We start from the raw sequence: 21708 nt of genomic DNA, 5'->3' as shown, positions 1-21708 counted from the left end.
TAATGAGCCAATTTTTTGCAATTCATCCAGATAACCCGCAAGCACGATTATTGAGGCAGGCAGCAGCGATTATTGAAGAGGGTGGATTAATAGTGTACCCCACTGACTCCGGATATGCATTGGGTTGCAAATTGGGAAATAAAGCGGCTTTAGAAAGGATTAGGCGTCTGCGTCAATTGGATAAAAATCATAATATGACCCTAGTGTGTCGAGATTTATCACAACTAGGTACTTATGCGAAAGTTTCAAATGCTATCTTTCGTTTGTTAAAAGCGTTTACCCCAGGATCGTATACCTTTATTTTAAACGCAACACATGAAGTTCCAAGATTAATGTTACATCCAAAACGTAGGACTTTGGGCTTGCGCGTCCCGGAAAATAACATTACCTTGTCTTTGCTTGAATGCCTCGAGGCCCCTCTAATGAGTACAACACTCATTTTACCTGGAGCTTCTGCACCACTGAGTGAGCCTGAGGCAATTAGGGATTTATTGGGGAATCAAATTGATTTAATCATTGATGGTGGAAATTGTGGTCATCAACCAACGACAGTGGTTGATTTGACAGGTGATTACCCTGTCATTTTGCGTGAAGGAAAAGGGGATCCAGAACCATTCAGGTAATAATGTACAGGTTCTAGTACCCGATATTACTAGTTGATTAATGTTACAAACAAAGTGAAGGATTTAGATGTCAGCTTTATTCAGTGCTAATAAACGAGTTGTATCAGGAATGCGCGCCAGCGGCCGTCTCCATTTAGGACATTACCATGGTGTTTTAAAAAATTGGCTTAAACTACAACATCAATACGATTGTTATTTTTTTGTAGCAGATTGGCATGGTTTGACAACCCGCTATGATGAGCCTGGCTTTATTGAGTCTATTTTATGGGATATGGTAGTTGATTGGCTTGCTTGTGGCTTAAATCCCAGTTTGTCGAAAATTTTTATTCAATCATGGGTGCCGGAGCATGCTGAATTGCATCTTTTATTATCCATGATCACACCATTAGGGTGGCTTGAGCGGGTTCCTAGTTTTAAGGATCAACAAGAGAAATTACACGATAAAGATCTATCAACTTATGGTTTTTTAGGCTATCCGTTGCTTCAAAGCGCCGATGTGCTCTTGTATAAGGCAGATTATGTGCCTGTTGGCGAAGATCAGGTCGCACATATCGAGTTAACTCGCGAAATAGCTAGACGTTTTAACTTTATCTATGGTCGAGAACCAAATTTTGAGTCGCTTGCGTTGGAAGCTATCAAAAAGATGGGAAAGAAAAATGGTTCTCTTTATACTCAGTTGCGTAAAGCGTTTCAACAAGAAGGCTGCCTGGAGTCATTAAATACGGCTAAGGCTTTGCTTGCTAATCAAAGCAATTTGTCAATTGGTGATAAAGAGCGCTTATTAGGATATTTGGATGGTTCAGGGAAAATTATATTACCCGAACCACACCCAATGCTTACCGAAACATCAAAAATGCCGGGTACGGACGGGCAAAAGATGTCGAAATCCTACAATAATACAATTCAATTGCGAGAAGAACCTGAACAGGTCGAAAGGAAAATTTTAACTATGCCCACTGATCCTGCACGTGTTAAACGTACAGATCCGGGAGAACCTGACATGTGTCCAGTTTGGCAGTTGCATAAAGTTTATTCGCCAGACGATGTAAAAGAGTGGGTACAGACTGGTTGCCGTACAGCTGGTATTGGTTGTATAGACTGCAAAAGACCGATTATTGAGGCAATTAATCATGAATTACAACCGATTCAAGCCGCTGCAAAGGAATATGAAGCTGATCTTGCTTCGGTAAAGCGTATCATTGCAGAGGGTTCGGAGGCTGCCAGAGAGGAAGCGAATAAAAATCTTAATACAGTTCGTGAAGTAATGGGTTTGGATTACTAATGAATGTTGATGTATTAACACCAACGATCCCTGTATTAGCAATTGTCGATGGCAAACCAGTAACCGAAGTACCGCCTGATTTATTTATTCCTCCAGATGCATTGGAAATCTTATTGGAGTCATTTTCTGGGCCATTGGACTTATTGTTATACCTTATCCGCCGCCAGAACATCGATATCCTAGATATTCCAATTGCCCATATCACTCAGCAATACATGCAATACATCCACATGATGGAAGAGCGTCGTATGGAGTTGGCTGCCGATTATTTAGTGATGGCGGCTATGCTTGCAGAAATAAAGTCGCGCTTATTATTGCCAGTTAATCCTAGCCAGACAGAGGAAGCGGAAGAAGATCCTCGTTTGGAGTTAGTGAGGAAATTACAAGTTTATGAGCAGTTTAAAAACGCAGCTCTAGAACTTGATAATTTACCACGCTGCGACCGGGACGTATTCCGATTTTCTTTGCCCTGTGAAAATATGGAAAGGACAGTGATGCATCCTGATGTCGAGATAGATAGTTTAGTTGAAGCAATGCGCGAATTAATTAAGCGACAAAGTCATTTGGTAAACCACCAAATTTCTCGGGAACCTTTGTCTGTAAGGGAGCGTATGTCTTTGGTACTCGATCGATTAAATCGTGATAAGACGGTGATTTTTACCCAATTGTTTAATCGAGTGGAAGGAAGAATGGGGCTTGCAGTAACGTTATTAGCAATATTGGAGCTTGCTAGACAATCACTGCTAGTCATTATCCAAGCTAATCCATACACTGCTATTCACGTACAGGTTGTGAATTATGAATGAAAGTGAACTTAAACCAATCCTAGAAGCTTTACTAATGAATTCAAACCAGCCTTTATCCTTAGAAGAGATGCAAGGGGTGTTTGATGAATGGCAACGGCCCAGCCGAGATCAACTCCTTGCAGCCTTAAATCAGTTAGCAAAGGAGTATGAAACCAGAGCAATTGAACTAAAATGCTTGGCAAGCGGTTATTGTTTGCAGACCAAAATAGAATACAGCGTATGGATTAGCCGATTATATGCTGAAAAACCAGCCAAATATTCTCGAGCGCTGTTGGAGACATTGGCTATTGTTGCTTATCGCCAGCCTGTTACTCGTGCCGATATTGAAGATATACGTGGTGTTGCGGTAAGCAGTTCAATTTTGAAAACCCTTTTGGAACGAGAATGGATTCGAGTTGCGGGACATCGAGATGTTCCTGGAAAACCAGCAGTTTATGTGACGACTAAGATTTTTCTTGATTATTTCAATTTATCAAGCCTGAGTGATTTACCTGCTTTGGATACTATCACCGATCCATTGGCTACAGTGGCCAAGCAACCTATTGAAGAGTGTGTAGAATAATGAATAGTGAACGATTACAGAAAATATTAAGCCAAGCAGGACTAGGTTCAAGAAGAGAGATGGAGCGATGGATAGAGCAAGGTGCAGTTCAAGTTAATGGCACAATTGCAAAATTAGGCGATTGCGCTGGAGCTAATGATAAAATCAGTGTACATGGACGTTTGATAGTTAATCCTCTTAAAAAACAGAATAAAATTCGAATTCTAATTTATCATAAACCTGTTGGAGAAATCTCTAGTCGTTACGATCCCAAACACAACAGAACAGTTTTTGACAAATTGCCGCCTTTAAAGCACGGACGATGGGTGCAAGTAGGACGCTTAGATATTAACACTTCAGGATTGTTGATTTTTACCAATGATGGAGAGTTAGCTAATCGCTTAATGCATCCTAAATTTGGTTTGGAAAGAGAATATGCAGTGCGAGTCCATGGGCAAGTAAGCACCGATACGATTAATGCAATGCTGAAGGGTGTAGAGTTAGAAGATGGTTTTGCACAGTTTAAGCGTATTGAATTTAGGGGCGGTGAAGGGACTAACGCTTGGTATCATGTCACGCTTGCAGAGGGGCGAAATCGTGAAGTGCGCCGGTTATGGCAATCTCAAGGCGTTGAGGTGAGTCGTCTTATTCGTATTCGGTATGGACAAATAACTTTGCCACGTTTCTTAGCTAGGGGAAACTGGAAGGAGTTATCGAGTAAGGATGTAGAACAATTTTTAGCATCTTTAAATAAAAATTAGAACCATTTTAGTCTGAGCGCAACTCATTTATACTTTAGCGAATAATTTTAGTGGTAAAAAAGAATGTGGTATGAAAAATTAATTGAAGCATTTATTAGTAAAATTAATGTTAACGATCAAGAAAATGCAAAAAAATTCCTTGATTTTTTGTTTGCCCAATTAAAAGAAATAGTATTTGAATCAAACGCAGATACTCATTTTCAAATAGAGATGATGCTTGGTGTTATTTCTAATCTTTTCTTGAAATTGAATAATGCTCCTGAGGGAACTATTACTTTAAATTACTTCGCAAAATTTATAATTGGACTTGTGGTGATTTATGCAAAACATGGAAATGAAAATGCTGATTTTTGGAGCGTTCATTTTATCCCGTTTCTTATCAAATCAAAAAAATTAGGATTAACTGAATTAAGTGAACTAATCACGTCATATGAACAAGCCTTGGTAGCTGGAAAAAGAGTATTCGTTTTTGCAAAGAATTCCAAGCGGTTACCTTTCAGGGCGCAAGCACAAACTCTAACGATCAACGCTGTTGAAAAATGGGTATTATCCGAGTTGAAATATGAGATTAGTATTAATATTCCAAGGGAAATGATTTCTGCTTTTAAAACAATGCATTCTGGTTTACTTAGTGATTTTTTAGGAGAATCTTCATTTCTTTTAGGTAGAAGTGTTGAGTTCGATGCGTTTATAGATTCCTTGTACAAAGAAATCTATGAACCATTTGGGGGGCTAGCTCAATTATCTGAGGCTGAACAGCAATTTTTTTCCAATTTGCAGGCGCTCATTAATCTAGTTCATGAATTTGAGCCTACAAATGAGAAAATACAACATCTAATTTTTAGATTACAAATAGCTAGTTATGCTTACATGCTTCATAGGGACAGTTCTTCTTATTCCCGTTTTGCAAACTCCTGTCTCAATGAAATTAGGAAGATGACTGTTGCATGTGGAGAAAACTACCCTAACTTAAAATTAACTCTAGAAAGATTATACTACTTTCTTAAAGCAGTAGGATTACTTTATATTCAATTTGAAACTGATGATGCTTTGTTTGTGGAAGAAATTGCAGTTGTTGTTCAATTAGAGGGGCTTAAAAAGGATTTAACATTTATTGGAGAAATGAGTTATAAAACAGCAGAACGAGTACTATTGGCTATTGTTGATGCAGCTGCCGGTTATATGCAAAATAGAAACACTGCAAATTTAAAACTTTTAAGAAAATCCTGTGCTGAAATTATTGAGCAAGGGCGTTCTGTACTAGAGAAGGAGCCTCAAGGGAAGTTATTTTTAGCAAGAGTAGAATTTGTACTTCTTTCCTTGGAACTTATCAATCAACTTTCTAATAAAAAGCAAGAAGCAAGCGATAGCAATAACCGCTCTCAGACATACGGTGAACGAGAATATAAATTTCATTCCCGATTTGAAACCTTTTCCAATTTAGTAAAACAATTTTTTGATAAGGCTTCTATAGACGATCGCTTTACCTTATATGCACGTATAGCAGAAATTATTGAATCGGTGATCAGCACAGCAACACTGGTATATTTTCAAAATCGAACTGATGATAATTACCAGGTATTAAAATGGCTGTCAGCTAATTTAGAGTCAGATTATGGCTTAATGCTTTTTAAATTAGCGCCAAAACTGAGCGCCTTAGATTCATCCCTTCCCTATGAGGAGCTACACAAGTCTTTGATAAAACTTAATCTTGCTCTAGTTAAATTGGAAGAATCACGGATGGATTATTATCGGAAGGGAGGCAAACATACCTCGTTCCCATTTGTCCAAATACCTGAGCAAGAATCTACTTCTCGTGACCGATCGTTTTCATTTTAGAATCATTGATTGGTCCTGATGATGCACTTAATTCCCTTTTAGAAGTTAATGAAATGGAATTACCTTGCTTGGTCGATTTTGTTCCCCTAGAGAATAGCGCGTACAATTCCTCCATCAGCACGTAATGCTGCACCATTCGTAGCTGAGGACAACGGACTGCATAGGTACGTAACTAAAGCAGCTATTTCTTCAGGTGCTGCAAAGCGTTTCAATAAAGAGGTTGGTCGAACCGATGTAAATATTTCTTGTTCAACTTGTTTGGCAGTTTTGTTTTGTTCCTTTGCAAGATTTTCAATGAAAGTAATGACACCCTCAGTTTTTGTAGGCCCCGGAAGTACGCAATTGACAGTGATATTTGTTCCCGCTGTTGTTTCAGCAATTCCGCGGGCGAGTGCCACTTGAGCCGTTTTTGTCACACCGTAGTGAATCATTTCAGTCGGAATCTGCACGCCTGACTCGCTGGAAATAAATACAATTCGCCCCCAATCATTTTTCAGCATGGAAGGAAGATAATGTCTGCTAAGACGTATCCCGCTCATGACGTTACTATTGAATAAGCGTAGCCAATCGTCATCACTGATATCGTTAAATTGCTTTACTTCATAAATACCAAAATTGTTAACCAGGATATCAACAGAAGGAATATTGTTAATCAGTTTCGAACTATCTTGGGGGACACTTAAGTCAGCAGGGGCAGCAATTAGTTTTGCTGAGGGAAAAAATGACTTAATTTGCTCAATTGCTTCCATTACCCGTTTTGTGGTACGACCATTAATAGCTACAGTTGCTCCTTCTTCTGCAAGCATTTTAGCAATAGCAAAACCAATACCTGCAGTCGAGCCTGTCACTAAAGCTGTTTTATTGCGTAATTTAAAGTCCATAACCCTATCCCTTGTTATTAAAATGTAATCCTAAATAGTTTAGTTGCAAAGCGAGATATTTAAAAAACCAATGATAGACGTAAACCCTATGATTTTAAAAATTATCAATAATAATTTGCTTTGTTGTTCCAATATTCTACTCTTTGTATTAAGGGAATTATTTGGAGGGTAAGCATGCGACTACTAATTATCGCTGCTTGTCTTTTTATTAATTCAGCATTTGCTGATGTGATCATCGGGTTTACCGCGTACGATAACGGTGATTACACAACGGCCTATCCACATTTGGCTCAAGCTGCAAGAGAAGGCAATAGTGAGGCAATGTATTTACTTGGGCGCATGTATCAATATGGTTATGGCGTAAATAAAGATGAGGTCAAAGCAGGTGAATGGTATAGGAAATCTGCTGAACAAAATAATGCGCTGGCTCAATTAAGTTTAGGTTATCTTTACGATAATGGATTAGGCGTAAAGCGAGATTTAAAGGAGGCATTTTCGTGGTATATGAAAGCGGCTTTACAAGGAAATTCAATTGCCCAACGGAATATTGGTTTGATGTATGCAGTTGGTGACGGTGTGGAAGCAAGTGATGCAAAAGCTTTCGAATGGTTTAAAAAATCGGCTGAGCAGGGTTATGCCAGAGCTCAAGTTAATCTTGCCTACTTATATATGATGGGCACAGGCACGAAAAAAGATGTCGATAAGGCGCTTTATTGGTATCAAAAAGCAGCCGATCAGGGTGATCCGAAGGCTCAATATAGCCTTGGGCTTTTATACACCGGAAAATATGGTATTCCCCCGGATCAGGGTTCAGCTACTTACTGGTTTTCAAGCGCTGCTAATCAAGGGCATAAAAACGCACAAGCTTATTTAGCCTATCAATACCTTAATGGCTTAGGTGTTAAAGCTGACCCCAAAAAAGCAGCCTATTGGTACCAAGCCTCGGCAGAGCAGGGTAACACTGAAGCACAAGCACAATTCGGACAGCTCTTACTGACAGGCAATGGGGTAGATAAAGATTATGAGCAAGCCGCGTATTGGTTTGGTAAATCAGCTGAGAAAGGTAATTCAATGGCTCAAGGGAAATTGGGCTATCTATACATGGCGGGTCTTGGTGTATCCAAAGATCTTCCTAAAGCCTACGCTTGGTTAAAAATAGCAGCGGCAAATAAAAACCAGCAAGCTGCAAAAGAGCTTGCTGAATTAGAGCCGACTCTGTCGTCTGAAGATAGAGTGCGAGGTGATTTGTTATTCAAAGAATTAAGTGCTAAACAGCCCACCACCGAGCCCGATGAAGAAGATGATGAATAAGCAAAAATAAATCCCAATGGAATGAGGGGCTTAGATTATCCAAATGCATTAAAACTCTCGCTAATGATACTGACATTGAATCGACCCTTCTTGTCTTTGCTGCGTTTAAGGAGGGAGTACACCGTAAGATTTAAGTCCCCCGCCGAAACTTGCGCAATACTCATGAAATATTGGCTTGTAATAGTGATTTGTTCCTCGCGGATGTTGAGTTTTTGTAAGAGGGGATTAATCTGTCTTAAATTGGTAATTCCCTTTTTCCCTCGAATCGAAATTAATTCATTGGCTTGAGCTGGCGTTAAGCCATACCCTAAAGACATTAGAACGGGGTGTGAGGCTGTATTGATGTTAACCGGGGTGATTTCTGGAAGTGCTGTAATTAAATTTAACAAACTACTGTAAAGTTTTGCATTGACTCCTTTCAACAACCGGAATTCAGAGACACTTCTCATGAATTGATGTGCCGGATAATGAGCAGGTTTCTGTTTCAAATAAAAAAGGTCTATTTCATTATCTTGGCCTGGTTGATAAGGTGCAAGCCAATTATTCAAAATTAAACGTAATTCCTCGCGTTGTTGCTGATTTAATTTGGTTGCGTTTTTTAAAAAGTTAAGAAAAGGAAGCTGATTTTTTTGCTCGGAAACATTGTTTAAATTAAATCGGGATTGCAGATCATATAAACTTCCCTTGATTAAAATATCAGGATAGATGGATTTCAATTTCGCTGGAAAAATAAGAAGTTTACCAAATGGACCGCTAACAGTGAACTGATTTTGGGAGTTGGCTAGTTCACTCATTGCCCAAAAAGAGACCGCTTGTGATGCAAGATAGAGTTTATCACTTTCAATAGTGAGTCGTGTGCGGTAAATATCTAGCTGTAAACGGGTGCTCATGGCAGTTGCAGCAATGGCAACTAAAGTCATTATAAATAGTGCAGAAATTAGCGCACTGCCATTTCTGCGTTTTGGATGAAGTCGGTTATTTTTCCGCATACAGACCCTCAGGAATAATGAAGAGACGACTTAGGTTGCCCCAATTCCTTAAAGTTAAGTCCAAACGAATAGCTTTGGGTAATGGTTCAGCCCGCTGATTTTGTTGCAACGCATTAGCTTGCCACTCAGATAGAACTTGTAAATTTGCGTTTAAATAGGCGAATCGACAATGTGTTAGATTATCCATTAATACTTTATCTTGGTAACCTTTTCTGTCGACAGGATCAAGGCTTATCCAGCTTCGTCGGACAAACTGGTTGTTACGGCAAAAATAAGCAATGCGCTGAAGGACACTGCGCTTTTCTTCGCTATTTGGATTAACAATTCCGCTGCGTGATAATTCAAGATATTGTGGTTCGCCCACAAAAGCTGGATAAAGGTGCATATCGCTACCGCTATGTATGTCGCGATGTATGACCTGTTCGGTATCGCGTTCGATGAGTGTAAGGGCAAGTTGAAGTGCATTTAATTGCTCGGCCTGCTCATTGACGCGAGCCCTTGTATTAAATGCATAATACAAGGCAGAAGAGGTCATTGCCGCAAGGATAGCGAACACTGCAAGGGCAATTAAAATTTCAATGAGAGTAAAGCCTCTATTCCTCATGGTTTATACCAAAATGCAATGAGCGGATCGCGAAATGGACCGGCCTGATTTCTGCTGACCGTAATCGTGATTTGTTGAACGGATTTTATTGGTGTTGGGTTCGTTTTGGCTCGCCAATACCAGCGCTGGCCCAACATTGAAGTCACTTGGGTAATTTCTTGGTTGCCGGGTTGCAATAACCCTAATTGGATCATCGATACACCTTGCATAGCGGCCCAGTGGCTAATTGTTTTTTCCTTAATGCGTTGAGTATGGGAAACATTCTGAGCTGTTGCTTTCAACAGAGCGGTCAGCGCGATGGCGATGACTGATAAGGCAAGCAAAACCTCGATTAGAGTAAATCCATTTTGGCTTTGTTGGTTAATTGGGAGCATCATAACTGTTTTGGTTGTTGAATGATAATTTGACCATTGTTTTTGCCAAATAAGGTAATAATGTTGTGGTTTTTGGGCGTGCCGAAATCAACAGCGAATTCGTTCATATCCCCTGATGGCGTGATTATGATGTCAGGGTTTTTTAGTTTGTTTTTGGCGCTCCCTTGTTTAAGTGTTACGATAATATTGTTTGGGAAGCTGCGCCAGTGAAAAAAGTTGTTTGTGGGTATTAACTCCCAAGTCCTTCCAAAACGATAAGTACCATAACCGTCTTTGGATATATTAATTCCTAGTGTATTCGTTTCGAGTACGGCTTGCTGTTGCACCAGCTTAACATAAGATGAAAATTGTTCTGCTGTTACGACAGCACGTCGATTGGCTCCGAAGTCACCAAATGCAAGCATGGCAAAACCTAGGGTGATGCTAATAATAACCACCACCACTAAAATTTCAATTAGCGTAAATCCGCGCTCAGCGGGCATCCCAATTGCCTATCTGAGCAGTGATTCCAGTCCCGCCAGGTTGACCAGATGCCCCGTAAGTAAATACATCCACATCACTGTGCTCACCTGGGTTAAGGTATAAATAGTCACGTCCCCAAGGATCTTTCGGTAGGGATTTAAGGTATTGCTTCCAATCGCGCGGAGTAGGATTTGATGTAGGTTTTTCAACCAATGCAATCAATCCTTGATCAGTTGTGGGGTACATGCCGTTATCGAGCTTATATAAATCGAGGGCATTTTGAATGGCTAAAATATCTTGTTTTGCCTTTACCACTCTCGCTTCATCGGGACGGTTGATGATTTTGGGAACGACGATTGACGCAAGAATACCTAATATCACTACGACAACCATAATTTCGATTAAAGAAAAACCGCTTTGTTTGCTCATTCAAAACTCCGGACGGGAAATAATTTAAACTGATTCGACCCAGGGCGGATTATCCCTAAGTAGAATATACTGGTGTTATGTTAAAATTTGTCGCTAAATTATACCCTAAAACTGCCGATACTAGGATTGATTTACAAAAAATTACAAAAAAATGGAGAACAAAATAATGAAGCGACTTAAGTTTGTCCTCTTAACATTTCTTTTCATTTCTTTTTTTAGTTTAGTTTCTACCGCCAGTTTCTCAGGGGCAGACTTAGTTCAAAACCAAAATGTGTCCAATGTTTTAGTCGGTGATTCGATAACAGCTGCTTGGCCTTGGCAAAATTTGCTCGCAAAAAAAGATATCGTGAATCGTGGAGTAAGTGGTGATACCTCAGCACTTATTTTACAAAGGATGGATGGTATACTTTCAGTAAGACCTAAAAAGGCCTTTTTAATGTTTGGCATTAACGATTTCGGCAGAGGAGCTGATACCGAACAAGTTTTTAACAATTATAAAAAAATCATCGAAATATTACAAAATGCAAAAATTAAAGTGATTGTTTCTTCAACAATTAAATGCAGTACAAATCAATTTTACCTACAACCTCAGGTAATTAATAAAAAAGTTGATGCCTTAAATGTAAAATTGAAGGATTTTTGCCAAAAAAATGGAATAACATTTGTCGATATCAATGAAAGATTATCTGACCCTAATGGTGGATTAAATGAGAAATATACGGTCGATGGAGTACATTTAAATTATGCTGCTTATCAAGAGTGGGCAAAATTACTGTCTCCTCTGATTAATTCAAATTAATTGAAAATTGTTAGGGATTATTTCGGGTTAGGTAGTTTTTCTTTAATAAACTCAAGTGCATTAGCGAGAATACTTCACCCAACTAACTGTTCCATTGAAAAAATGGGTAATAAAGTAGCTAGTACGATAAATAAAACCACGGCTCCCATAAATAAGATAATGAGAGGTTCAAGAAGGGTTAATGCGGTATCGATAAGCCGTTTCACTTCGTTATCAAGATGGGATGCTGCTTTTTCCATCATCGCAGCAATTTGCCCGCTTTTTTCACCACTGGCAATTAAATGAGTCGCCATTGGACTTAAGAAACCTGTTTCTTTCAACGACTGGCTGATTGAGCCGCCTTCTCGTACACGGATCGTAGCGAGATCAAACGCATTTCGCATCACTAAGTTGGTGATTAGGCTTGCTGAAACGCGCATGGTTTCAAGGACGTTTACTCCTGCAGCAAATAAAATTCCGAAAGTATGTATATAGCGGGCAACATTAACAGACCTTACCAAATAAGATGATACGGGAAGCTTCAACAAGATCTTATGCCAAGCCGTGTGTATTTTGATATTGGAGAGACTCTTTTTAAAACTTACAAGAAGGATAATAATTCCTAAGAGAGCGATCAAACCGTAGGATTTAATCCATTGGCTAAGATTGATCAGCACCTTGGTCATGTTAGGCAATTCCTGTCCGCTACTGCTAAAAACTTCTATAATCTTGGGTACAACAAAAGCTAAGAGGAAACTGATGATTCCGGTTGAAACAATGACCATCAATAATGGATAAATGAGTGCTTGCTGTACTTTTTGACGGGTTTGTTGTTGGTTTTCAGTGTAGTCAGCAAGTTTCTCCAAAACCATATCCAAGCGCCCTGTTTGCTCACCTGCACCCACAGTTGCACGATAAAGTTCCGGAAATGCATTAGGAAATTCGCCCATTGCTTGTGCTAAGCCGTAACCTTCCAAAACTTTTGAGCGAACACCGATGATAAGTCCACGTACCTTATCTTTCTCTGTTTGTTCGCTGACACCGCGGAGAGATTCTTCCACAGGGATGCCAGCGGCTAACAATGTGGCTAACTGCCGCGTTAGTAGTGAGAGATCTTGTGCAGATATTTTGTCTTTACTGCGTGATTGTTGCTGCTTAGCTAAAGCACGAATTTGGGTGGGAACAAGGCCTTGTTCACGTAAGAATTGTCGTGCCTGACGTTCGGAGTCAGCCTCGATAACGCCTTTCTTGGTTGAGCCTGATTTATTTAGCGCTTGATAATGGTAGGCGCCCATAAGAATTACTTTCAGTTTTAATGGGAATTAGTTTAATCTATAGGGCTAAATAAGTCACTTAGGCCAGCTTAATTAGTGGGTAATCTTGGAGAGTATTATGAGCAACACAGCAGCATTACACGAGAGAATAAAAAAAGAGGATATTAAATTTATCGATCTTCGCTTTACGGATACAAAAGGGAAAGAACAACATATAACCATCCCGGTATCTGCATTAGATGATGATATGATCGAAAATGGGAAAATGTTCGACGGCTCATCAATTAAAGGCTGGCAAAAAATACATAAATCTGATTTAGCTCTCATTCCCGATTTAGACACTGTAAACGTTGATCCCTTCTACCAAGATAATACCCTGATTATTCGCTGTAATGTTGTTGATCCTCAGACTATGCTGGGTTACGACCGTGATCCTCGCTCCATTGCCCATCGTGCAGAAGCTTATATGAAATCAACCGGTATAGCTGATCAAGCTTTATTTGGTCCTGAGCCAGAGTTTTTCATTTTTGACGATGTGCGCTCAGAAATTGGAATGCGCCGTGCTTTTTATGAACTGGATTCCGCTGAAGGACATTGGAATTTAGGGAAGGTTATGGAAGGTGGAAATATTGGCCATAGGCCAAGTATAAAGGGAGGTTATTTCCCGGTTCCTCCTGTTGATTCATCGCAGGATATACGCTCGGCAATATGCCTTACTTTGGAAGAAATGGGTATGGTTGTTGAGGCGCATCATCACGAGGTTGCGACAGCAAATCAGTGCGAAGTTGCTACCCGGTTTAATACACTCACTAAAAAGGCGGATGAATTGCAGATTTTAAAATACGTCGTCCATAATGTCGCTCACAACTATGGTAAGACTGCGACGTTTATGCCTAAGCCTTTGGTAGGGGATAACGGTAACGGTATGCATTGCCATCAATCGCTAATAAAGGATGGTGTTAATTTATTTACCGGTGATCAGTATGCGGGTTTATCTGAAACAGCACTTTACTATATAGGCGGTATTATCAGACATGCTCGTGCATTAAATGCATTCACCAATCCTGCCACTAATAGTTATAAACGCTTAGTACCTGGTTTTGAAGCCCCCGTGTTATTGGCTTACTCAGCACGTAATCGTTCCGCCGCAATTCGGATTCCTCATACGAGCAATCCGAAAGGGCGTCGAATTGAAGTTCGGTTCCCTGATCCGATGGCAAACCCTTATCTTGCTTTTTCAGCCATGATGATGGCGGGACTTGATGGCATTCAAAAGAAAATTCATCCAGGTCAACCTATGGATAAAGATTTATACGATTTGCCCCCTGAAGAGCTAGTTGATGTGCCTACTGTTTGTAACTCCTTGGAACAAGCGATGCAGCATTTGAAAGAAGATCATGAATTTTTGCTACAAGGCGATGTGTTCAGTAAAGATTTTCTGCAAAGTTATATTGAATTAAAAGAAGAAGAGATTCAAATGTTAAGAACTCTTCCACATCCGTTTGAGTTTGAATTGTATTACAGCCTTTAATTTTATTCCTACTTTATTTGTACCACCTGCGCTCCCCAGCGTAGGTGGCTAATTACACTCCAATTCTGTATCCGTATTAAAATTCGTGAATAAATAAGATTGTTCCACAGCAACCTAATGGTTCAAAGCTAGTAAGTAGTCATTTTTGTCTTAATGTTTCCTTCATGTAATACATTTATAATTTACTCAATATGATCGCAAATTATCCGTTATGGTAATAGAGTATGAGTAGAACTGTTGCCGAATTATTACAAATCCAATTTAATTTTCCGTTATCGTCCAAACCTATTCGGAAAATTGCCCTGCGTGGCGGAGGAGCTAAGGGTGTTGTATATCCTGGGGCAATTGAAGCATTACACGAAGAGGGGATTTTGGATAACGTAGACACCATCGGTGGTTCCTCTGCTGGTGCTTTAACTGCGGCTATGATTGCTATTGGCATGACTCCAGAGGAAATTAAATTAGAAGTTAACAAAACCGATTTTAATCAATACAAAGATTACCATATTAGTGGTTTATTTGCTAAAAGAGGGCTTTGTAAGGGGGAAGCTCTCTTAAACGACATACAAAGAGTTATAAAAACCTACTTACCAGATAAAATTAAATCAGCAGAATCCGTTTTAGCGCTTGGAATTATGAATGTGTTGACAAAGATTGAGAAAGATCTTGAAACGCGCATCAAAACGATAGAGGATTCTACCCCCTTATGGGAAATGTTACTTGATGGAAATGAGGATTGTTCTAAGAAAAAAGAGGAAACGGATAAAGAAAGAGAACTTATCAGGGGAGTTCTGGAGCAATTACAACGTCTAAGAGAGACTCCTTATCCAGATAATTTTACTAAATTTAAAGAAATTTCAAAGTATTTTTTTGATAACTATAAATTTTTTAAACGATACGCGCGTTCGGATTTTTTTTTCATAAGAAAACTTCTTATTCAATATGAGAATATCGAAGAAATAGATATCAACTCGGTCAGATTTATTGATCTATTTTCCTTAAACGAAGTGTTGGGCAATGAAGTCAAGCACCTAGTTATTACCGGAACAAATATTGATACAGGAAAATTAGAATTATTCTCATACGAGACTACTCCTAATATGCCAATCAGCGTTGCTGCAAGAATCTCTGCTTCGTATCCTATCGTTTTTCAGGCAGTAGAATATAACGGCCATAGATATATAGATGGTGGGGTATTGGACAATTTACCTGTAAGACAATTAGCAAAGCAAAAAAAAGATATTCCTCTATTAAAAAGAGAACAGGAGAGAATTGCTGAGACAATCGCTTTTGAGCTTAATCCACAAAAGACAGATCAAGGAATTTTGGCCACAGTAACCGGGTTTTTTACCACTATAAAAAATTTCGTGAAGTACTTAGCATGTGCCAAAATTGATGTGGCTACGAGTAATGAGGAATTAAAACAAGCTCTCATGGATGATATTTCAAGGAATCGTATTGATCTTCCTGTTGATATATCCACTTTGGATTTTAAGTTAGATCCAAATAAAAAGAAATTGTTACAAGATCAGGCAAAAAGTACAACGAAACAGCGTATCAAAGAAATCTTAGATGAAAGAAAGGAAAAATCGATAAATTGTGATTTCTTAAGGTATTTGCTAGAAGCATCTTTTGATGATATTGAAAAAAACTTTCCTCCATTTATTGACTCACTCTCTGACGAAGGTGAGCGAGAGAAAGTTAAAGCACTCAAATATTGGGTAGGAAACTTCCGAAAACAAGAAGAATATTTATTGAGCACTTTAGTGACCGGGATTAAAGGTGTAAATGCCGCAATAGTGCATGAGTTGACAAGTACTCAAAGACAGTTCCATATTGACGAATTTGTGATTGCTCTTGATCAACTTATTCTACAGAAAACTTACCTTGATAGTGAATTAGTTACTTTTAACGAGTCGCATAAAGCTTTCCTTTATCAAAAAGTAAAAGATATCTTTAGCTCAGAACTTGAAGAGCTTGTCGATCACATTCTCCAGAACCCATCACTAAAGCAAGAGATTATTGAAAGACTTCGACAAAGTCCTGCTCAAAAAGAGCATGCCCAATTCTTCGATCGCCTACACTTTGATCTCATTAAAAAGAGGGCAATACAAACTCTTGTACAAGCCAAAGCAAAACCATTTCAATTTGCAAGTAATGTGGAGCTAATTCAGAAAACAATTGTAAACTTAAGATTAGCTTCAACAGAAGAAGAAGTTAAATCTGCCTTAGAGGAAGTAAGGGATAATTACCAAAGCCGTAATGTGATTTCCCTAGTACAAGGACCTAATACCCGATTTAAAGGACTTTCTCATACTACAACCTCAGGCTTGATGGATGAATACATTAAGCAAATTGAAGATTTAAAAGAGTATCCATTATCTCAGGAGGTTAGTAACTCTGCGGAACCTAAAGCTTTGTCATGAGCTAACGCAAAGTGCAACAAAATGCAGGAGTGTGTGTTTAAATAGTAATGTAATTCAATAAAGTGAATGAAGGTTTTGATATGTCTACTTCGTATACCACAATTTTTCGTAATCAACTCAATGCGATTCGAAAGCCGAATCAATCGCATCAACAGGTACTTGATCCGGTAAGTTTAGAAGACAAAATTTTAGGAAACACAGAGCTTGTTACCGATCCTAACGATACACCAAGCGAAATCAGAAGAAGTCTGGAATTTGATGGCCCAATTGATACAGAAATCGAAGCAAAAGTGAAAGGCAGGAAACACGAAGAGGAAGTTCAAGAGAATGAAACCTCACCAGGTTTTCGCCCATAAGTTATTCGAGAGTGTTCATCTAACTGTGTCACCTCATTGATTATCTAAGTCTCAGGTTCATACGGTCTTCAAAATAAATATGAAGCTGAGACGCGATAAGCGCCCAATTGTGCATGGGCTGACTCCATTTTTCCAGTACTTTTTGGCAGGCACAATAAATAAGCTTTATCAGTGCGTTTTCACTAGTGAAAGCGCCTTTGTTTTTGGTGTACTTGCGAATTTGGCGATGGAACCCCTCTACGATGTTCGTGGTGTAAATGATACGTCTTAGCTCTTCGGGGTATTTGAAGTATTGAGACAAAGCCTCCCAGTTATTATTCCATGACTTCATAACTGCTGGGTATTTCTTGCCCCATTTCTCCTCTAGTTCAAGCAAATGATGCTCAGCTAAATCTTTGCTAGAGGCCTTATACACAAGCTTTAAATCAGCCATGAATGCCTTTTGGTCTTTACTAACAACATACTTCAGGGAGTTTCGTATTTGGTGAACTACACATAGTTGGATTTCTGTTTTAGGAAAGACTTCAGCAATAGCTTCGGGAAAACCCTTAAGTCCATCGATACTCGCAATAAGAATATCTTCTACCCCTCGTGCTTTAAGGTCATTTAAGACACCAAGCCAAAACCGCGCGCCTTCAGTTTCTGACAAATAAAGCCCTAAAATATCTTTCTTGCCCTCAGGAGTAACGGCAAGGACCGTGTAAAATGCCTTACTTGTGACTTTGCCCTCAACACGTACTTTAAAATGCATCGCGTCTAAAAAGGCAATAGGATATATAGACTCTAAAGACCTATTGCGCCATTCGGTAATCATAGGCAACAATTTATCCGTGATGAGGCTTATTTTAGCTGAGGATACGTCTAGACCATACATTTCAGCCAGGTGCTCACTAATGGCTTCATAGCTCATACCTAGGGCATATAAGGCCAGCACTTTATTATCTAATGACTCATTCAATACTGTTTGGCGCTTCTTAACAATTTCAGGCTCAAAAAGTCCTTCTCTGTCCCGTGGAGTGTCTAATTCAAAAATACCAGTTGTAGATTTCATTAACTTGGATGTTTTGCCATTGCGACGATTGGTTAGGCCTGAATCATGACAATCAGAAATGTGAGCCTCCATTTCACCTTCTAAGGCTGCTTCAAGAAGCTCTTTGATCAGAGGAGTTAAGATACCGTCTTTACCAGTAAGGGACTGGCCAGACTTTAATTGCGTTAAGGCTTCAGACTTAAAATCATTGAAATCAAAATTGGATAAATCTATCTTTTTATTCTTACTCATGGGCACCTCTTTTAAGTGTTGAAATTATAACAAGTTAAAAGAGATGACACAGTTATTTAAACACTACCAGTTATTCTGCTCACCCCCTAATAAGTTATTGAGCCTATTGCTACACTTTATATGCAAGATTGATTTGCAGATTAACGAATAAATCGGTACTTTATAACTCAAGATTCCTCTGTATTATTGGCTAGTGCCGGAGAATTTATGAAGTTAAGATCCCATAATCTATTAACATGGGTGCCTCATTTATTTCTGTTTTATAAAGAAAAAGTTTTTCGCAAGCTAATGCCAATCATGGTTATACTAACGATCTATGCCATATTGATTGCCTATTTTTTTCAGCACGCCACACGCTATAATCTCGGCCAATTTCATTTAATTTTTAGCTTTATTCTCACAATCATCATTGGTTTTAGAGTGAACACTAGTTATTCGCGCTGGTGGGAAGGTCGAATTCTCTGGGGCTCAATCGTCAATAACTGCCGAAATTTAGCTTTAAAATTTGAGATATTTACGGGTCTTCATGTTCATCCGAATTTTTATCAATTATTAAAAAAATTACCTATTATCGTTAAAGCTAATTTACGTAAGGAAATTAAGGAAGTTGAAATGGAATTACAATTATTGGGTATTGAGGATACTAGCTCTCAACATCCTGTACTATTAGTGATTCAGCGGATGTATTTTATCCTCAATCAACTGCGCGGCGAAGAAAAGCTTCGATTTGAGCAATACTTAGCTTTAGATACCCACTTAGCCAATTTGATTGATATGGTAGGTGGCTGTGAACGAATTGCAAACACCCACGTGCCGCCGGCATTTGCTTTTTTTGTTAAACAAGCCTTGCTCTTTTATGCCTTAATGTTTCCATTTGGTTGGGTAGATACTTTTGGCTTTTTAATCATCCCGATGATGGTGATGATTGTTTATATTTTGTTGGGTTTAGAAATCCTATCGGAAGAATTGGAGGAACCGTTCGGTAAAGACGATAACGATTTACCCCTTAATATTATTTCTAAAAACATAAGCCGCAATATTGAACAAATCGCGTTAACTGGACGCGAGTTTTTCAAGTCAGATATTCAAGGTAACAACCCTTGAAATTTTCAAGTTCCACCCGCATATACATCCTGTATTTATTAAAGTAAGGAACCTAGTTGATGCAAGCGTCAGTCTAGGCCACAAGCTGGTTTTATTTAATGATAATTTTGAGTATGGGAGATTTATAAATGGCGGCAAAGCAGCAAACTATGGGATTTCAAACTGAAGTGAAACAAATGCTTCATCTTGTTGTTCATTCGCTCTACTCGAACAAAGAAATCTTTTTAAGGGAGCTTATTTCGAACGCTTCTGACGCTTTGGATAAACTTCGATTTTTAGCTCTTGCTGATGCCTCTTTGTATGAGAACGATCCCGATCTTCGCATTACTGTGGAATTTAATGAAAAATTAAAAACTATCACGATTAAAGATAATGGTATTGGCTTAAGCTGGGACGAAGCGGTCGAAAACTTAGGTACTATTGCCAAATCAGGCACTAAAGAATTCTTAAGTCACTTAACAGGTGAAACTGCAAAAGATTCCCATTTGATTGGTCAATTTGGTGTTGGTTTCTATTCTTCATTTATTGTCGCAGACAAAGTGACGCTAAAAAGCCGCCGTGCAGGCTTAAAACCAGAGGAAGGAATCATTTGGGAGTCTAAAGGCGAGGGTGAATTTAGTATTGGACAAGAAAAGAGAACTGATCGTGGTACAGAAGTTATTTTACATCTCAAAAATGACTATGACGAATTTTTAAGTGATTGGCGTCTACGTCAAATTATTACTAAATATTCTGATCATATTTGCTGGCCGATTGTGATGAAAAAAATGGACAGTGAGAAAACGGATGATTATGAAACAGTAAATAAAGCCACTGCACTATGGACTCTATCAAAATCAGATATTTCAGATGAGGAATATAAAGAGTTGTATAAACATATTTCTCATGATTACCAAGATCCTCTTATCTGGTCACATAACCATGTGGAAGGTAAGCAAGATTATATCAGTTTACTTTACATTCCCACTCATGCCCCTTTTGATTTGTGGCAGCAGGAAACGAAACACGGTTTAAAGTTATATGTTAAACGAGTGTTTATCATGGATGACGCTGCGCAATTTTTACCCCGCTATTTGCGTTTTGTAAAAGGGATTGTGGATGCCAATGATTTGCCTTTAAATATTTCTAGGGAAATTCTGCAAGAGAATAAACTTGTTGATTCAATTAAATCGGCTTGTACTAAACGTGTTTTATCCATGTTAGATAAATTAAGCACTCAAGATCCAGAGGCTTATCAACGATTCTGGGAAGAATTTGGTTTAGTGCTTAAAGAAGGGCCGATTGAGGATTTTACCAATAAGGAAACTATCGCTAAGTTGTTACGCTTCGCAACCACAATAAGTGACTCTGAAAAGCAAACAGTGAAACTCATGGACTATGTAGCGCGTATGAAAGAAGGCCAAGACAAGATCTACTACATCACTGCTTCTAGCTATAATGCAGCTAAAAATAGCCCTCATCTCGAAATTTATAGAAAAAAAGGTATCGAGGTCCTACTGCTTAGTGACCGCGTCGACGAGTGGTTAGTGGGTTATTTGGGCGAGTTCGAAGGTAAAAAATTACAGTCCATAACGAAAGGTAAATTTGATTTAGAGATCGAAGAAAATGAAAAGATAAAAGAAGAAGAGAAAAATCTAGAACCCATGTTGAAACAGATTAAAGAAATCTTGGGTGATAAAGTAAAAGAAGTGCAATTTACTCATCGATTAACGACATCTCCTGCTTGTGTAGTCGCTGATGAAGGGGATATGGGTATGGAGATGCAGCGTATCTTACAAGCAGCCGGTCAAAAAATACCGCCCAGTAAACCAATTCTTGAGCTTAATCCAGATCACACATTAATTAAACGTCTGCATGATATCAGCGATGAGAGCCTTTTTGGTGAATGGGTTACAATGTTATTTGAACAAGCTGTCCTTGCTGAGGGCGGTCAATTAGATAATCCGGCTGATTTTGTCAATCGGATAAATAAATTACTTCTTGAAGCCTAAAGCTACGTTTCAAGAGTTAGAGAGGATGGCGGCTTGTAGCTGCCTGCCTCCCTTCCTACTCTAT

21 protein-coding genes are annotated in these 21708 nt (G+C 38.9%); 13 read left to right on the top strand and 8 right to left on the bottom strand.

The genetic code is table 11. The features are described 5' to 3' along the window. Window positions 1-2 precede the first annotated feature (2 nt). The 6 genes from LMI_RS08285 (at window position 3) to LMI_RS08260 (ending at window position 5852) form a co-directional block, all read left to right on the top strand. On the top strand, window positions 3-623 hold the full coding sequence (locus tag LMI_RS08285) for an L-threonylcarbamoyladenylate synthase (protein ID WP_045099379.1): 621 nt from the start codon (window positions 3-5) through the stop codon (window positions 621-623). A 67-nt stretch (window positions 624-690) separates the two neighbouring features. Further along, on the top strand, window positions 691-1905 hold the full coding sequence (locus tag LMI_RS08280; RefSeq protein WP_045099378.1) for a tryptophan--tRNA ligase: 1215 nt from the start codon (window positions 691-693) through the stop codon (window positions 1903-1905). Continuing rightward, entirely contained in the window at window positions 1905-2711 is an 807-nt protein-coding gene (locus tag LMI_RS08275) for a segregation and condensation protein A (RefSeq protein WP_045099377.1), read from the top strand. The genes LMI_RS08280 and LMI_RS08275 overlap by 1 nt, the downstream gene beginning before the upstream one ends. Continuing rightward, window positions 2704-3273, top strand: a complete 570-nt coding sequence (scpB, locus tag LMI_RS08270) for an SMC-Scp complex subunit ScpB (protein ID WP_045099376.1) — start codon at window positions 2704-2706, stop codon at window positions 3271-3273. The genes LMI_RS08275 and scpB overlap by 8 nt, the downstream gene beginning before the upstream one ends. Further along, window positions 3273-4013: a 23S rRNA pseudouridine(2605) synthase RluB gene (gene rluB, locus LMI_RS08265; protein ID WP_045099375.1), complete on the top strand. Its 741-nt coding sequence runs from the start codon at window positions 3273-3275 to the stop codon at window positions 4011-4013. The genes scpB and rluB overlap by 1 nt, the downstream gene beginning before the upstream one ends. A gap of 63 nt (window positions 4014-4076) precedes the next feature. Then, a complete protein-coding gene (locus tag LMI_RS08260) occupies window positions 4077-5852 on the top strand; it encodes a hypothetical protein (RefSeq protein ID WP_045099374.1) in 1776 nt (591 codons plus the stop codon). Between the two features lie 86 nt (window positions 5853-5938). Here LMI_RS08260 and LMI_RS08255 read toward each other — a convergent pair whose 3' ends face one another. After that, complete coding sequence (locus LMI_RS08255) at window positions 5939-6733, bottom strand: SDR family NAD(P)-dependent oxidoreductase (protein WP_045099373.1); 795 nt, start codon at window positions 6731-6733, stop codon at window positions 5939-5941. A gap of 174 nt (window positions 6734-6907) precedes the next feature. Here LMI_RS08255 and LMI_RS08250 point away from each other — a divergent pair, with 174 nt between their 5' ends. After that, window positions 6908-8044 (top strand): SEL1-like repeat protein, encoded by a 1137-nt coding sequence (locus LMI_RS08250; protein ID WP_045099372.1) that lies wholly within the window; start codon window positions 6908-6910, stop codon window positions 8042-8044. A 35-nt stretch (window positions 8045-8079) separates the two neighbouring features. On the opposite strand, the gene gspK is transcribed toward LMI_RS08250, so the two are convergent. The 5 genes from gspK to lspG are packed head-to-tail and all read right to left on the bottom strand — an operon-like array spanning window position 8080 to window position 10902. Further along, on the bottom strand, window positions 8080-9033 hold the full coding sequence (gene gspK, locus LMI_RS08245) for a type II secretion system minor pseudopilin GspK (protein ID WP_045099371.1): 954 nt from the start codon (window positions 9031-9033) through the stop codon (window positions 8080-8082). Continuing rightward, complete coding sequence (lspJ, locus tag LMI_RS08240; RefSeq protein ID WP_045099370.1) at window positions 9020-9637, bottom strand: GspJ family T2SS minor pseudopilin variant LspJ; 618 nt, start codon at window positions 9635-9637, stop codon at window positions 9020-9022. Before lspJ ends, gspK begins: the two co-directional genes overlap by 14 nt. Continuing rightward, on the bottom strand, window positions 9634-10014 hold the full coding sequence (gene lspI, locus LMI_RS08235) for a GspI family T2SS minor pseudopilin variant LspI (RefSeq protein WP_269450634.1): 381 nt from the start codon (window positions 10012-10014) through the stop codon (window positions 9634-9636). Before lspI ends, lspJ begins: the two co-directional genes overlap by 4 nt. Next, a complete protein-coding gene (gene gspH, locus LMI_RS08230) occupies window positions 10011-10493 on the bottom strand; it encodes a type II secretion system minor pseudopilin GspH (RefSeq protein WP_045099369.1) in 483 nt (160 codons plus the stop codon). The genes lspI and gspH overlap by 4 nt, the downstream gene beginning before the upstream one ends. After that, the gene (lspG, locus tag LMI_RS08225) at window positions 10483-10902 is read right to left on the bottom strand and encodes a GspG family T2SS major pseudopilin variant LspG (RefSeq protein ID WP_045099368.1); all 420 of its coding nucleotides are present in this window, start codon (window positions 10900-10902) and stop codon (window positions 10483-10485) included. Before lspG ends, gspH begins: the two co-directional genes overlap by 11 nt. A 151-nt stretch (window positions 10903-11053) precedes the next feature. Here lspG and LMI_RS08220 point away from each other — a divergent pair, with 151 nt between their 5' ends. After that, window positions 11054-11701 carry a GDSL-type esterase/lipase family protein gene (locus LMI_RS08220; protein WP_082050726.1) on the top strand — a complete coding sequence of 216 codons (648 nt, stop codon included), beginning with the start codon at window positions 11054-11056 and terminating at the stop codon, window positions 11699-11701. A gap of 74 nt (window positions 11702-11775) precedes the next feature. Here LMI_RS08220 and lspF read toward each other — a convergent pair whose 3' ends face one another. Further along, the gene (gene lspF / locus LMI_RS08215; RefSeq protein WP_045099367.1) at window positions 11776-12975 is read right to left on the bottom strand and encodes a GspF family T2SS innner membrane protein variant LspF; all 1200 of its coding nucleotides are present in this window, start codon (window positions 12973-12975) and stop codon (window positions 11776-11778) included. A 97-nt stretch (window positions 12976-13072) separates the two neighbouring features. Here lspF and glnA point away from each other — a divergent pair, with 97 nt between their 5' ends. The 3 genes from glnA to LMI_RS08200 all read left to right on the top strand — a co-directional run bounded on the left by glnA (window position 13073) and on the right by LMI_RS08200 (window position 17267). Continuing rightward, the gene (gene glnA, locus LMI_RS08210) at window positions 13073-14485 is read left to right on the top strand and encodes a type I glutamate--ammonia ligase (RefSeq protein WP_045099366.1); all 1413 of its coding nucleotides are present in this window, start codon (window positions 13073-13075) and stop codon (window positions 14483-14485) included. A gap of 224 nt (window positions 14486-14709) precedes the next feature. Beyond that, window positions 14710-16911, top strand: coding sequence for a patatin-like phospholipase family protein (locus LMI_RS08205; RefSeq protein WP_045099365.1), 2202 nt, complete (start codon window positions 14710-14712; stop codon window positions 16909-16911). Window positions 16912-16991: 80 nt separating this feature from the next. Further along, window positions 16992-17267, top strand: coding sequence for a hypothetical protein (locus LMI_RS08200; RefSeq protein WP_143000996.1), 276 nt, complete (start codon window positions 16992-16994; stop codon window positions 17265-17267). 40 nt (window positions 17268-17307) lie between these two features. Here LMI_RS08200 and LMI_RS08195 read toward each other — a convergent pair whose 3' ends face one another. Continuing rightward, window positions 17308-18549 carry an IS256 family transposase gene (locus LMI_RS08195; protein ID WP_045098241.1) on the bottom strand — a complete coding sequence of 414 codons (1242 nt, stop codon included), beginning with the start codon at window positions 18547-18549 and terminating at the stop codon, window positions 17308-17310. Window positions 18550-18756: 207 nt separating this feature from the next. Between LMI_RS08195 and LMI_RS08190 the strand changes: the two genes are divergently transcribed. Both LMI_RS08190 and htpG read left to right on the top strand, forming a co-directional pair. Then, window positions 18757-19653: a bestrophin family protein gene (locus LMI_RS08190; protein ID WP_045099363.1), complete on the top strand. Its 897-nt coding sequence runs from the start codon at window positions 18757-18759 to the stop codon at window positions 19651-19653. A gap of 128 nt (window positions 19654-19781) precedes the next feature. Continuing rightward, a complete protein-coding gene (htpG, locus tag LMI_RS08185; protein WP_045099362.1) occupies window positions 19782-21644 on the top strand; it encodes a molecular chaperone HtpG in 1863 nt (620 codons plus the stop codon). Window positions 21645-21708: the final 64 nt, after the last annotated feature.

It is taken from the genome of Legionella micdadei, assembly GCF_000953635.1.
GTDB lineage: Bacteria > Pseudomonadota > Gammaproteobacteria > Legionellales > Legionellaceae > Tatlockia > Tatlockia micdadei.
The sequence above is the reverse complement of the archived record's forward strand: the minus strand, read 5'-3'. Positions and strand labels throughout refer to the sequence as shown.

Excerpts from the sequence above, each read along its gene's own strand:
- LMI_RS08285 (WP_045099379.1), top strand. The coding sequence starts at position 3 with ATGAGCCAATTTTTTGCAATTCATCCAGATAACCCGCAAGCACGATTA.
- gspK (WP_045099371.1), bottom strand. The coding sequence starts at position 9,033 with ATGCGGAAAAATAACCGACTTCATCCAAAACGCAGAAATGGCAGTGCG.
- lspI (WP_269450634.1), bottom strand. The coding sequence starts at position 10,014 with ATGATGCTCCCAATTAACCAACAAAGCCAAAATGGATTTACTCTAATC.
- LMI_RS08195 (WP_045098241.1), bottom strand. The coding sequence starts at position 18,549 with ATGAGTAAGAATAAAAAGATAGATTTATCCAATTTTGATTTCAATGAT.
- lspG (WP_045099368.1), bottom strand. The coding sequence starts at position 10,902 with ATGAGCAAACAAAGCGGTTTTTCTTTAATCGAAATTATGGTTGTCGTA.
- lspF (WP_045099367.1), bottom strand. The coding sequence starts at position 12,975 with ATGGGCGCCTACCATTATCAAGCGCTAAATAAATCAGGCTCAACCAAG.
- LMI_RS08205 (WP_045099365.1), top strand. The coding sequence starts at position 14,710 with ATGAGTAGAACTGTTGCCGAATTATTACAAATCCAATTTAATTTTCCG.
- glnA (WP_045099366.1), top strand. The coding sequence starts at position 13,073 with ATGAGCAACACAGCAGCATTACACGAGAGAATAAAAAAAGAGGATATT.
- LMI_RS08190 (WP_045099363.1), top strand. The coding sequence starts at position 18,757 with ATGAAGTTAAGATCCCATAATCTATTAACATGGGTGCCTCATTTATTT.
- lspJ (WP_045099370.1), bottom strand. The coding sequence starts at position 9,637 with ATGAGGAATAGAGGCTTTACTCTCATTGAAATTTTAATTGCCCTTGCA.
- LMI_RS08260 (WP_045099374.1), top strand. The coding sequence starts at position 4,077 with ATGTGGTATGAAAAATTAATTGAAGCATTTATTAGTAAAATTAATGTT.
- rluB (WP_045099375.1), top strand. The coding sequence starts at position 3,273 with ATGAATAGTGAACGATTACAGAAAATATTAAGCCAAGCAGGACTAGGT.
- LMI_RS08255 (WP_045099373.1), bottom strand. The coding sequence starts at position 6,733 with ATGGACTTTAAATTACGCAATAAAACAGCTTTAGTGACAGGCTCGACT.
- LMI_RS08275 (WP_045099377.1), top strand. The coding sequence starts at position 1,905 with ATGAATGTTGATGTATTAACACCAACGATCCCTGTATTAGCAATTGTC.
- htpG (WP_045099362.1), top strand. The coding sequence starts at position 19,782 with ATGGCGGCAAAGCAGCAAACTATGGGATTTCAAACTGAAGTGAAACAA.
- LMI_RS08280 (WP_045099378.1), top strand. The coding sequence starts at position 691 with ATGTCAGCTTTATTCAGTGCTAATAAACGAGTTGTATCAGGAATGCGC.
- LMI_RS08250 (WP_045099372.1), top strand. The coding sequence starts at position 6,908 with ATGCGACTACTAATTATCGCTGCTTGTCTTTTTATTAATTCAGCATTT.
- scpB (WP_045099376.1), top strand. The coding sequence starts at position 2,704 with ATGAATGAAAGTGAACTTAAACCAATCCTAGAAGCTTTACTAATGAAT.
- gspH (WP_045099369.1), bottom strand. The coding sequence starts at position 10,493 with ATGCCCGCTGAGCGCGGATTTACGCTAATTGAAATTTTAGTGGTGGTG.
- LMI_RS08220 (WP_082050726.1), top strand. The coding sequence starts at position 11,054 with ATGGAGAACAAAATAATGAAGCGACTTAAGTTTGTCCTCTTAACATTT.
- LMI_RS08200 (WP_143000996.1), top strand. The coding sequence starts at position 16,992 with ATGTCTACTTCGTATACCACAATTTTTCGTAATCAACTCAATGCGATT.